Genomic DNA, 12,717 nt, shown 5'->3' on the forward strand with positions numbered 1-12,717 from the left:
TAAAAAATATACATAGATATAATTTAAATACAAACCCGCAAATGTTTCAAATGAAAACAAGTCGATCATCTCGCCCTATCTTTACCGCATTGTATTTATTAATGATAACAGGACCCGTAATGGCACAACAGTCAGGAATTACTTATCCGAAAACAAATAAAACAGACGTTACAGACAATTACCATGGCACCTCCATTGCTGATCCGTACCGTTGGCTGGAAGATGATAATAGCCCTGAGACCAAAGAATGGGTAAAGGCTCAGAACGCTGTCACTTCCGAATACCTTAATAAGATACCTTTCCATGGTGCAGTCCGTAAACGACTGGAAGAACTCTGGAACTACCCTAAGATAGGTGCACCCTTCAAAAAAGGAGATTATTACTACTTCTTTAAAAATGATGGTCTGCAGAACCAGTCCGTGCTCTACCGTCAGAAAACCCTGAACGGTACGCCGGAAGTCTTCATTGACCCGAATAAGTTCTCCGCCAGCGGAACAGTCGCGCTGGGTAGCATTTCCTTCTCCAAAGATGCGAAATATATCGCCTATCAGATCGCGAAAGCCGGTTCTGACTGGCAACAGGCGTTTGTTATGGATGTGGAAAGCAAGCAACTGCTGAAAGATTCTATCGACTGGATCAAGTTCAGTGGTATCTCCTGGAAAAAGGATGGTTTCTACTACAGCCGCTACGATAAGCCGACCGAAGAGAACAAACTGTCTAAAAAGAACGAATTCCATAAGGTATATTATCATAAACTGGGTACCTCTCAGGAGCAGGATGTACTGATCTTTGAAGATAAAGAACACCCGCTGCGCAATGCCGGCGCACATGTCACCGAAGATGAACGTTTCCTCATTCTGAGCCAGAGCGAAGGAACTTCCGGTAACCAGGTACTGTACTGGGACTTACAGGATCCTTCCCAGAAAGGATTTAATCTGCTGGTGAAAGGGTTTGAGTTCGAACCCAGCATCATAGACAGCCATGGGGATAAACTAATCCTGCTGACCAACGAAGGAGCGCCCAATTATAAAGTAGAGCTGATCGATCCTAAAAACCCCTCCAGCCGTCAGCTGCTCATTCCGGAGCAGAAAGAAGTGCTGCAGGGAGTAGGTACTGCAGGTAAGCGGCTTTTCGCCAGCTACCTGAAAGATGCGGCGTCCCGTGTAGCACAATATACATATGATGGTAAACTGGACTGGCAGATTGAATTACCAGGTATCGGTACCGCCAGCGGTTTTGGTGGAGAAGACGGAGATAAGGAATTTTTCTATTCATTCACTTCTTTCGTGAACCCGGTAACGATCTATAAATATGATATTGCCAGTGGTAAGTCAGCCCTGTATGCTAAAACGGAAGTGAAATTCCGTCAGGAGGACTATGAAACCAAACAGGTGTTCTTCAATAGTAAAGATGGTACCAAGGTGCCTGTGTTCCTGTCTTATAAAAAAGGACTTAAAAAAGATGGCAAAAATCCGGTACTGCTCTATGGCTATGGTGGCTTCAATATCCCGATGACCCCTGGATTCAGTGTTTCCAACCTGTTTTTCATGGAGCAGGGAGGCATCTATGCGGTTGTTTGTCTGAGAGGTGGGAGTGAATATGGAGAAGCCTGGCACAAGGGCGGTATGCTGGAAAAGAAGCAGAACGTATTTGACGACTTTATCGGTGCCGCCGAATTCCTGGTAAAAGAGAAATATACCAGTCCTTCCAAACTGGCGATCCGTGGTGGCTCTAATGGTGGCTTGCTGATAGGCGCCTGTATGACCCAGCGCCCGGATCTGTTCAAAGTGGCCCTGCCGGCAGTAGGAGTGATGGATATGCTTCGTTTCCAGAACTTCACGATTGGATGGGCATGGGTAACAGAATATGGTACCAGTGCTAAACCTGAACAGTTCAACTATCTTATTAAATACTCTCCGTTGCATAACCTGAAAGCAGGTACGCAATATCCGGCAACCCTGGTTACTACTGCGGATCATGATGACCGTGTAGTACCGGCACACTCCTTTAAGTTTGCCGCAACCTTACAGGCTGCCAATGCTGGTCCTAACCCGACGCTTATACGTATAGATACCCAGGCTGGTCACGGTGCCGGTAAACCTACGTCCAAGCTGATCGAAGAAGCCGCAGACGTCTGGTCATTTACGATGTATAATCTGGGTATGAGCTTTAAATAAGTATACTCACAAGATAAACTCTTAGGGGCTGTCCGCTGTTGGCGGGACAGCCCCTTTGCATTAAAGCCGGTACGATGCGGCCGGGCTATCATGATGACCGGCCGGCTTTTTGCGGGATAGGAGGGAATCGTATGGCCGTGCAGGCGATCTGACCTATCCGGAGACATTTACTTGTCAATGCCCTGCAAAGCCCCGTTCTGCCTATGGATTAAAGGTTATAGCATTACGGATAAGGAATGAATATAATCCTGCAATCACATTGTAATTCGTAACCGGTATTTGAAACTGAATTCGTAATTTTAGTAAAAGGCATAGATCATGAAGGTATTAATCACAGGAAGCAACGGATTATTGGGCCAGCACCTTATTCCCGTTTTTTTGGAGGATAGCCGGTATCAGGTAATAGCCAGCGGAAGAGGACCTAACCGTCTGCCGCAACAAACCGGATATATCTATGAAGCCACTAACCTGCGGGATGCCACCAGCGTGAAGCACCTGCTGGATAAATATCAGCCGGACATCGTCATTCATGCTGCCGCTATGACCCAGGTGGATGACTGCGAACGTAACAAGGATCTCTGCTGGGATACCAACGTAGCTGCTACCCGTTACCTGCTGAAGGCCGCCGAAGCACATAACACCTTCTTCATTTTCCTGTCTACCGATTTTGTATTCGACGGTTTAAAGGGACCCTATGCAGAAGAGGATGCGGTAAACCCCATCAGTTATTATGGCTCCAGCAAAGTGGCGGCTGAAAACATGGTACGCGGCAGTAAACTGCCCTGGGCCATCGTACGTACCGTACTGGTATATGGTATCGCAGCCGACTCCAAACGCAGTAACATCATCACCTGGGTGAAAAACAACCTGGAACAGGGCAAAAAGCTGAAGGTCGTGGATGACCAGTGGCGAACCCCAACCCTCGTACAGGATCTGGCAGTCGGATGTAAGCTGGTAGCGGACAAAAAAGCTGCCGGAACATTCCACATCTCAGGTAGCGAAACGCTGACCCCTTATCAGATGGCGGTACAGACTGCCGATTATTTCAAACTGAACACACAATTGCTTGAAAAGGTAGATGCCAAAAGCTTCACGCAACCTGCCAAACGCCCTGCTAAAACAGGTTTTGTAATAGATAAAGCCGTGAAAGAGCTGGGTTTTGCTCCGCATAGTTTTGATGAAGGACTGGAGATCTTGTCAAAAGAGATCTAGTGTATTTGTAGCTCCATTTCCGATTACATAGGCTGAAGATTGTTTCTCAGAGGAGGTCTGGTATTGCCAGGGCTTAGGCGAAGACGTGCCACGGATGTATCAGATTTATTTTTTCAGGCTTCTTAGGAGCCGAATTGCCAAGTACTTTTTGGGAGCTGGGGCTTACGCTGCGGTTTCAGATGGGACCACTGGCTGATGCTCTTTGAACTTACTATATGGGGCTTTGGGAATATCTGTTAAACTGCTGTCAGGCGGATGGGCTAACTTCAAAGAGCTAAGGCCAGGGTCTCCGTCTGAAATCCTTCGCTGTGACCGGACTGATGATATTTCAATAGGGTTTTGGAAGATAATGGCCGGCAGGCAGAGAGGTAGGTGCGTGGTACAATCTTATGTAACTAATATATAAAGACATATAAAGAAGAAGCCCGTCAGTTCATACTGACGGGCTTCTTCTTTATATATAAGTCTGTTTATTGCTATTTGCTATTTGTTATTTGCTATTGCTTCGATGGTTGGATAAACACCTTGAACTTAGGCTTGTACTTTTGCTGGATAGAGTCCTTTACAGCTGTCGTATCCGCGGCAGGTGTGTTGAATTGCTCTGCTACCATGAAGGAAGAAGAGTCTGCATTGGCCAGTAAAACGAATTTTACTGGTTTGTCTTTCTGCCAGCTTGATTGCTTTTTGAACATATCTTCAGCACCTTTCCTGGTCTTATAAGTAGCAAAAATGACATCATAAGCCATCTCCTGTGCACTGGCTGCTGCGGCAGCTGTAGCTGCTGCTTTTTCTGCACTGTCAGCTTTTGCCTGACTGGAAGCAACGGGGGCCGCCTCTACAGGGGCAGGGTTCACCGCACTTTCCGCTCTTGTGATCTGAGGACGGTTCTTATTAACAGAATACCATACAATACCAGCTGTTACCACACAGGCTACAGGAATAGCGACCCATAACCAGCGTAATTTGGAAGGGATTTCCTGGGCATATTCATATTCGTAGTCATTGCCGCTTGTGCCGGTCGTTCCGGTAGCGCCAGTGGTCACGGAAGGCGCCGGAGTGGAAGGCGTTGTTGTAGCTGCAACTGGTTCCGGCGTGGGCGTTGGCGCAGGAGCGGACGAAGACGAAGAGGAGGACGGCGATGCTGTCAGGTGGTCAACCACCTGTTTACCCACCATTTCCCTGTTTCCTACAGTCACCTTATGAATTGCATCCTGGCGTATTACCGGACTTACATGCAGCACATCACGAGTCAGGGCCGGAGGTTCCTGTTCAAAGGAAATCCTGCCTACAGTGTTTGCCTGTAGTTGTCCGACACCCGGAATGACGATTGCTTCGCCATTTTTAAGTACTTTCCTGAAATCATCCAGGTATTTCTCCATTTTCAATTGCGCAATAGCGGGCACCAGGTGCTCCTTTTGCGAAATCCAATCCAACAGGCCGCCGTCATTAGTCAATGTCTCGTCAAAAGTAATGATCTCTCCTGGGGGTAATATCGTTTTGCTGGTAACATCGTAACGAGCGGGTGTATGTGTCAGTCTGAACACGCCTAGTTGGGGCAGGCAACAGATATGCTGCCTGAACAAAATTTCCTGTATGTATTGCTGTAGTACCACGTAGAAATCCCTGTTATATAAAATGACTCAGAAAAAATTAAGAATTAACAATTAAGAATTAATGTAATCCGTTGATCTATTAGTCAGAATCATAAGCAGTGCTTACAATTGCTGAAATTCTTAATTCTTAACTCTTAATTCTTAATTCTTAATTTCCAATTATTTCTGCAATTGTACGACTTTAAAATTTAATCATCACACCTCCCACCACATTCAAGCCATAAGTCTGGTATCCGTACCAGCGCTGATATTTTGAATTGAAGAGGTTATTGGCATTCACCCAGATGTTGAAATTCTTGCCAATATCATAGTTTGCGCCTGCGCTGAGGTCCCATTTGCCTTTGGTTTTATCAAAGTCCTGGGTAGCGAATACCTGGTAGTAAGTACCGCCCAGGTAGTACAGATTTGCATTCAGGTGCAGTTTTTTAGCCAGCGTATATTGTGCAAACGCGTCAGCCTGGAATGGAATCAGGCCCCATGGCTTGATCTCACTCTTCTGTTTGTTATAGTTGAACCAGTCAAAAGCCAGTCTTAACTGGAACTTCTCTTCCTGGATATAACCTACCTCTGCATGCAGATTGAAGGCTCTCAATTCCTCTTCATTCTTTGTATAGAAGGTTTTGCCATCAATGCTGTCATTCACAAACAGCGGCATATTATGCCAGGTAACAGCGGCAAATTTGGTGTTGTAATTGAAATGGCTGCCGATCGTTCCTTTGATACCAGTGTATTTTTCTTCTACCCTGGTATTCAGGATACCTTCGCCATAGCTGCCCAGGAATGGATTCTGGTTGGCCAGGTTACGGAAGCTGTTTTTATTGATGTAAGAGATCCATCCACTACTCAGGATCACTTTTTTGTAGATGATATGCGATTCGTTCACGATATCTGGTAACAGATAGAATTTACTGTTGGTCCAGGTTGGGTTCACACCTGCATGGAGCATAAAGCGGGGCTTTACGATTTCCAGGGCAGGGTGGATCGCTACTACGTTGTTATTAACCTGCGGATGATCATCTTCTTTAAAGGAAGAAAGGTCAAAAACGCCTTCCGCTTTGATATAGATGTCTTCAAACAGCTGCTTGGACACCGGTACTTTGAATACTACGGTCGGCTCCTTACGCTTATATGCATCGCTGAAGTAAATGAATTTGGCAGAAGGTTCAAATCTGAAAGCCCAATCATTAAGAGGTCTGTTCTTTACGCCTACCTGCGCGGTGAACTGGTTAAAGTTTTGTTTTACGTCATTTTTACTGAACTCCAGGGTAGCATGATCATAACCATAGTAATGTATCTGGTTACGGTCATATCCGATGCTACCATTGATCTCCCACAACGGCGTAAAATAGGTACCAGAGCCGAGTATATTCAGGGTGCTGTAATCCTGGTTTTTAATATCACCTTTGGAAGAAGTATAGTTCACATACACACCGAGGTTGTATTTCTCCTGGCGACCGGTACCAAAACCTGCCTGGATCAATGGCGTGCTGAGGTTACCATAGCCTGCCTTGATAAAGTTGTTCTGTAACCTGCTCAGTGAATCTTTACCCAGTGCCAGCGGTTTCAGTGGAATCGGCTGGTACATAAAGTAAAGGTTCAGCGCCGGTACCTGGTACTGTAAAGCAGGGCGCGTCGTGTCAAAAGAAGGTAGTGAAGCGGTCAGGTTCAGTTTTGCCGCGTCTCTCAACTTCGGACGGTAATTGGAAATGATGTCGATGGTTTCTTCCTTGAGATTTTCTTTCTCTTTCTGCGCGAATGCCTGCTGCTGCGTCAGGATACCTGCACTGCAACCTGCTACTGCCAGAAACCGGTGAATATTTTTGATATAAGCGTTCATGCTAACGTAATTCGGAATTATTTATTGGATTTAATTTTAGAGGCAGCTTTTTCGTCTGCTTCTACTTTCGCCAGTTTGTCTTTCGCTTCCTGTTTCAGCTCAGCGATCTGACAGTTTTCTGCAATGCTCTGGAAGGTTGCCTTTGCATTGAAATAGTCTTTCTGGCGATGGTATATATCACCCAGCAGGATGTAGGATTTTGCAACCCACATTTCATAACCAGGCGTATTCTTTATTACATCAAAACCTGCTTTTTCAGCGCCTGCCAGATCATTCTTCTGTAACAGACAGTAAGCAATGTTATAGCGGGCTTCCGCACCGATTTCTGATTTGGTCAGGCCAGCTGCTATCTTATATTCTTTGATCGCTTCATCGTAGTTACCACCTTCCTGTTCTGCGCGACCCAGGTACGCATGACCTACGATCTGGTCATCTGTACTGATGTTGCTGCTGGACAGCAGGATTTCTGCGTAACTGTTCACTTCATCCCAGTGTTTCAGCTGGTAGTTGCTGCGCAACAGACCTCGGGTAGCGGCGAAGGTGTTTTCTTTGGTGGTAGAAAGGTCCTGCAGCTGCAGATAGTAAGTGCGGGATTTCTCATAATTCTTCACCTGATAGAAGTTGATATTTGCGGCCTGTAATGCAGCACGTTCTGCATACAAACTGTTGTTTTTAGTCAGTACAAACTCATAACCAGGTAATGCACCTGCGTAATCTTTGTTGTTATACGCACATTCTGATTTGTAGAAGTTTGCAGGCAATACAAACGCGCCGTTAGGAAAGCGTTGCAGGTAGCTGTTGAAGGCAGGAACTGCACCGGCACAATCGCCATTGCTGAATTTCGATTCAGCTGCTGCATAGCTCAGGGAGTCTTCAGCAGAAGCGGTGATGGTTTGTCCGGATGCTTTCAGCAATGCGATATAGGCATCGGTTTTACCCTGACTAACATAGATATCCTTTACTGCAGTCAGTGCCGCATTCGCTTCAGGAGAGTTTGGATATTTCTCAATTACCTGACGATAGTAGGAGAGTGCCTTATCGTCATTGTCTTTATTGAAGTAGCAGAGACCCAGTTTGAGTAATGCACGTGGTGCATTCGGACCATTAGGCTGTTTCTGCAATACATTTTCCAGGTAAGGAATTGCTTCGTTATATTTCTCTTCTGCCAGATAAGTGTTTGCGATCTCCAGATCTGCGTCATTACCGAAACCGGAGCTTGGGAATTTGTTACCCAGTTGTTTCAGCAGGGCCACTTTTTCATTGGTCTTGCCCTGGATACCCAGAATGATACTCTTCTGATAGGTAGCATAGTCAGAACCTGGCTGGTTATTGGCGATGATCTTCTCATACAGCGCCATTGCTTTCGGATAATCTTTCAGCATGTAGTAACAGTCGGCACTACGGAGAGCTGCATCTGTGGTGATGCGTGCTGCATTTGGTCCGGTAGTGCGTTGTGCCGCTTCAAAGTGCTGTAAAGCGCGGGTATAATCTTCTGCTTTCAACAGCGCATAACCCATATTATAGCTGGCCGTCTGTGCATTGGCTTCACCGGAAGAAGGCACAGCGCCGGTCAGATAAGTATTCAGGTGACTGATCGCGTCCTGTGTTTTGTTCTGTCGCATGGAGATTTCCGCTTTCCAGAAATGCGCCAGCTGCACAAGATTTTTATCGTAAGGATTTTTCAGGGAGATGTCCAGCAGGCGGTCCGCTTCTGCGAGTTGCTGGTCATTGATTACTTCCGTTGCACGACCGTAAGCTACTTTCTGGTAGGCTTTCAGCACAGCAGGAGATTTCTCCGGCATTGCCTCGATGATGGTCAGTGCATCGTTATAGTTGTTGGTATTGGCGAAGAGGTTTACCAGGATCTCGCGGGCTTCCTTGGTGTAAGCCGAACGCGGATAGGTATTGACAAAGCTGGTCAGTTCAGATACAGCAGCGTCCTGATAACCGAGTTCGTAGGACAGTTTACCATAGTTAAAGCGGGAAATTTCCTGTTGCTGCGGATTGGCACTGTTACGTGCACAGAAGGCGAATGCGTTACGTGCATTGGCTTTCTGGTTGGTACGCAGGTAACAGTCACCCAGCAGGTACATGGAGTTTTGTCCCAGAGAGTCTTTTTCGCTGCTCAGTTGTTTGAAACCGTTGATTGCCTTGCTGAAGTTGCCGGTCTGATAGTAGCTGTAAGACAGCTGGTAAATATCTTCTTTTCTGACCTCGTCTGCATTGTCATTGAATTCCTGCAGGTAAGGCAGTGCCTTCTGGTATTCTTTTCTTTCGAAATAGGTCTGGCCCAGTAACTGTTTCAGTTCAGCTTCGTAATACAGTCCGCCTTTCTTAACAAGCGGTTCGCCGTAACTGATCAACTGGTCTTTCTTATTCTGGAAGTAATAGATTTCAGCGATATAATAAGGAACGATGGCGCTGTATTTAGGCTCATTTACTACCCGCTGGAAGCTGGTGAGGGCTTCATTGTACTGACGGTTATAATACGCGATGAAACCGTAGTAATAGTTAGCCGACATGTAGTATTTGCCTTGTACTTCCTTGATGGAACCGAACAGTGGTTGCGCTTTCTGGAAGTCTTTTACATTGAAATAGCAATAAGCCAGTTCAAACTTTGCTTCTGCGATTTCGGCATTGGAAAGGTTCTCGATATTGGCTTTTTCGTACAGCGGAATGGCTTCTTTGAGCTTATTCTGATGGAAGTAATACTTCGCCAGCTGATAGCTGACCAGTTGCTCCCTTGCGTTGTTATTGTAGTTGGCGAGGAAGTCCAGCGCCAGTTTTTCGCCATTTGCCTGACCGAGTTTCAGTGCACAGACGGTATAATAATACTGAGCGTCTGTCTTTACGAGACTGCGGCTTGTCTCCTGAAAATAGCCGATGTTATCGATCGTTTGACGGAACAATTGCATGGCCACGGCGTATTTTTCCTGCTGGAAAAGTTGCTGGGCGTCCTTGAAAACTTTATCCGGCTCTGTATATACGCGCGTTTGCTGTGCTTTCGCCGCAGGTGCAGCCAGTATACAGAAAGAGGCCAGGAATAAGTACCAATGTCCGGAAACAAGAAACTTTCTTATGAATTGCATGCTTTTAACCTGTTATAACTTAAATTATGCGTTTAAAACGAACCCCGCGCAGAAATTATTTCTGTTCAGGATCAATAAAATATTGTTTGAGGGAGACAAAAACAGCAACAAATATAGCTATTGGATTTAATTAAGCTATACGCCGTCTGTCTTAGATGGCGGGAACCGAATGGCCGGCACCTGATACGCGGAACCTGTCTGTGATACTGTTTGCCCTGATCCTGAATTAAGGTGTTGACTTGCAAGAATTAAACCAACTTAAACAAAGGGGCCGGTAAAACAGGAAGATATGCACATGTATGTGGATAATCCATCGCCGAACTACTTGCCACTGTCAGCTATCCTGTTCCCTTTGATACCAGGTCTCATTTCGGGTGTTAATGTGTCCTGTTGCGGCTCCCGGCCGGCGGGCCGGAAAGGAAGGCTTAATACAGCCTGCTCCTGATAGCCTTTTAATTGTTTATTATTAATCATATTTTTGGCGCATTCTATGACCTGAAAGGGGAAACCAGATTTTATAACATGCCTGAAAATACCTCGGTGACAAGCGATGGTAATGAACATTTTACAGGTAAAACCAGATTTCTTTATGAGTAAACTATTTACTTCGCGTGTGAACGCCGGCGCCGTTAACTTTGCCATGCTGATATTGCGGGTGGTATCCGGAGGGATGATGTTCACACACGGATGGGCAAAACTGAACTCTTTTTCAGCTAAAAAGGACGGTTTTCCCGACCCATTGCACGTCGGACATGCAGTATCGATGTCACTGACTGTCTTTGCAGAAGCGCTTTGCGCAGCATTGATCGTGGTAGGATTGCTGACACGCCTGGCGGCTGTACCGCTGGTGATTTGTATGGGAGTGGTGATATTTATGGTAAAGAAAGGAGCGCCACTGAACGAAAATGAGATGGCTATCCTGTTCCTGGCAGCGTTTATCGCTATATTATTTGCCGGTCCTGGTAAGTTCAGCCTGGATCATCTATTTGGAAAAGGAAAATAAATTGAGTGCCTGACAGTAACGCTTAGGGGGAAACACGGAATGTATTTTGCGGTAAGCGTACTGCATCAGGTCTTATTAAGCAGCATATTATGTTTACACAGACGACACAGATTCGCGTACGCTATGGAGAAACAGACCAGATGGGATACCTTTATTATGGCAATTACGCATTGTACTATGAAGTAGGACGTGCGGAAGCCATCCGGACGCTGGGTTTTACCTATGCAGAGCTGGAGAAACAGGGCATCATTATGCCGGTAGCCGAACTGAATTCAAAGTACCTTCGTCCGGCTTACTACGATGATCTTATAACAGTCAAGACTATATTGAAGGAACTGCCGGTCGATCATAAGATCCGGTTCCACACGGAATTATATAACGAGAAAGGCGATCTATTGAACGTAGGCGTGACCACCCTGGTATTCCTGCATGCGGATACCAAACAGCGTTATGGAATGCCTCCTGTTATGATGGAACGTCTGGCTCCCTTTTTTGAGAAAAGCCTGTAAATCATGACAATACAAGCGGACAAGGTAGTAGCTACCATCATCACGATCGGAGATGAACTACTGATAGGACAAACGATAGATACGAATTCTGCCTGGATGGCACAGCAGCTGAATGCGATGGGTATATGGGTACACCGCCGTGTAGCCATCGGTGATGTAAGAGAGGCTATCCTGGACGCATTGGAGAAAGAAGGGGCGGTGTCTGATATCGTGTTGATCACGGGAGGACTGGGCCCTACGGCAGATGATATTACCAAACCCGTTTTATGTGAATATTTCGGCGGAACACTGGTAAGAGATGAGATTACCTACCGTCAGGTCATGGAGTTTTTCGAAAGCAGGGGGCTTCCGGCCCTCAAGCGGAACGAAGATCAGGCCCTTGTTCCTGATGTAGCCTCTGTACTGCATAATACAAGGGGAACCGCTCCGGGTATGTGGTTTGAAAGGGATGGAAAGATATATGTTTCTATGCCTGGTGTGCCTCATGAAATGAAGGGACTGATGATTGACCATGTGCTGCCACGCCTGCAGGAGTATTTTCAGACGCCTGCCGTTGTGCATCAGACATTGCTGACATCCGGTATGGGAGAATCTTTTGTGGCCGAGCGACTGACAAATTTTGAGTCTGCATTGCCGTCGCATATCAAACTGGCATATCTGCCGTCTTATGGTCTGCTGAAGCTGCGACTGACCTCTTCAGGTCCTGATAAACTCTCTACTGCTGCCGCATTGTCTATCTATTTTCACCAGATAAAAGAGATACTGGCAGATATCACGGTATATGACCAGGATCTGCCGATGGGAGAGGTATTAGGTACCCTGTTGAAGGAAAAAGGAAAGACCGTTGCTACTGCTGAAAGCTGTACCGGCGGCTTTATTGCCCATAATATCACACTGATACCGGGAAGTTCTGCCTGGTATAAAGGCAGTATTGTGAGTTATGCCAACGAAATTAAAAACAGTCTGCTGGGCGTAAAACAAGAAACGCTGCAGGCTAATGGCGCAGTGAGTGAGGCCGTAGTGCGGGAGATGGCGCACGGCGCGTTGGCACAGCTGAAAACAGACTATATTATAGCCGTGTCGGGCATTATGGGTCCTGACGGAGGGACTCCGGAAAAGCCTGTGGGCACCGTATGGATAGCAGTCGGTAGTGCGAAAGAACTGGTGACAATGAAGTACCACTTGCGTTACGACCGGCTGAGTAACATACAAATAACAGCAACTTATGCGATGAATGAATTGAGGAAGTTGATAGTATAAACCTTACTTTTGTTTCC

General features: G+C 46.2%; 9 protein-coding genes. 5 read left to right on the forward strand and 4 right to left on the reverse strand.

Annotation, left to right across the window (positions count from 1 at the left end):
- The first annotated feature begins 119 nt into the window (after window positions 1–119).
- Both CPIN_RS11625 and CPIN_RS11630 read left to right on the forward strand, forming a co-directional pair.
- The gene (locus CPIN_RS11625; protein ID WP_012789990.1) at window positions 120–2,177 is read left to right on the forward strand and encodes a prolyl oligopeptidase family serine peptidase; all 2,058 of its coding nucleotides are present in this window, start codon (window positions 120–122) and stop codon (window positions 2,175–2,177) included.
- 318 nt (window positions 2,178–2,495) lie between these two features.
- The gene (locus CPIN_RS11630; RefSeq protein WP_012789991.1) at window positions 2,496–3,389 is read left to right on the forward strand and encodes an SDR family oxidoreductase; all 894 of its coding nucleotides are present in this window, start codon (window positions 2,496–2,498) and stop codon (window positions 3,387–3,389) included.
- Between the two features lie 497 nt (window positions 3,390–3,886).
- Here CPIN_RS11630 and CPIN_RS11635 read toward each other — a convergent pair whose 3' ends face one another.
- The 4 genes from CPIN_RS11635 to CPIN_RS38945 all read right to left on the reverse strand — a co-directional run bounded on the left by CPIN_RS11635 (window position 3,887) and on the right by CPIN_RS38945 (window position 10,402).
- Window positions 3,887–5,002, reverse strand: a complete 1,116-nt coding sequence (locus tag CPIN_RS11635) for an HU domain-containing protein (RefSeq protein ID WP_012789992.1) — start codon at window positions 5,000–5,002, stop codon at window positions 3,887–3,889.
- Window positions 5,003–5,183: 181 nt separating this feature from the next.
- Complete coding sequence (locus tag CPIN_RS11640; RefSeq protein ID WP_012789993.1) at window positions 5,184–6,839, reverse strand: TonB-dependent receptor; 1,656 nt, start codon at window positions 6,837–6,839, stop codon at window positions 5,184–5,186.
- Window positions 6,840–6,856: 17 nt separating this feature from the next.
- The gene (locus CPIN_RS11645; RefSeq protein ID WP_012789994.1) at window positions 6,857–9,928 is read right to left on the reverse strand and encodes a tetratricopeptide repeat protein; all 3,072 of its coding nucleotides are present in this window, start codon (window positions 9,926–9,928) and stop codon (window positions 6,857–6,859) included.
- A 321-nt stretch (window positions 9,929–10,249) separates the two neighbouring features.
- Window positions 10,250–10,402: a hypothetical protein gene (locus CPIN_RS38945; RefSeq protein ID WP_187294755.1), complete on the reverse strand. Its 153-nt coding sequence runs from the start codon at window positions 10,400–10,402 to the stop codon at window positions 10,250–10,252.
- Between the two features lie 115 nt (window positions 10,403–10,517).
- Here CPIN_RS38945 and CPIN_RS11650 point away from each other — a divergent pair, with 115 nt between their 5' ends.
- The 3 genes from CPIN_RS11650 (at window position 10,518) to CPIN_RS11660 (ending at window position 12,700) form a co-directional block, all read left to right on the forward strand.
- On the forward strand, window positions 10,518–10,931 hold the full coding sequence (locus tag CPIN_RS11650; RefSeq protein WP_012789995.1) for a DoxX family protein: 414 nt from the start codon (window positions 10,518–10,520) through the stop codon (window positions 10,929–10,931).
- A gap of 89 nt (window positions 10,932–11,020) precedes the next feature.
- Window positions 11,021–11,440 (forward strand): acyl-CoA thioesterase, encoded by a 420-nt coding sequence (locus CPIN_RS11655; RefSeq protein WP_012789996.1) that lies wholly within the window; start codon window positions 11,021–11,023, stop codon window positions 11,438–11,440.
- A gap of 3 nt (window positions 11,441–11,443) precedes the next feature.
- On the forward strand, window positions 11,444–12,700 hold the full coding sequence (locus CPIN_RS11660) for a CinA family nicotinamide mononucleotide deamidase-related protein (protein WP_012789997.1): 1,257 nt from the start codon (window positions 11,444–11,446) through the stop codon (window positions 12,698–12,700).
- The last annotated feature ends 17 nt before the right edge of the window (window positions 12,701–12,717 follow it).

The organism is Chitinophaga pinensis DSM 2588 (assembly GCF_000024005.1).
Classification (GTDB): domain Bacteria; phylum Bacteroidota; class Bacteroidia; order Chitinophagales; family Chitinophagaceae; genus Chitinophaga; species Chitinophaga pinensis.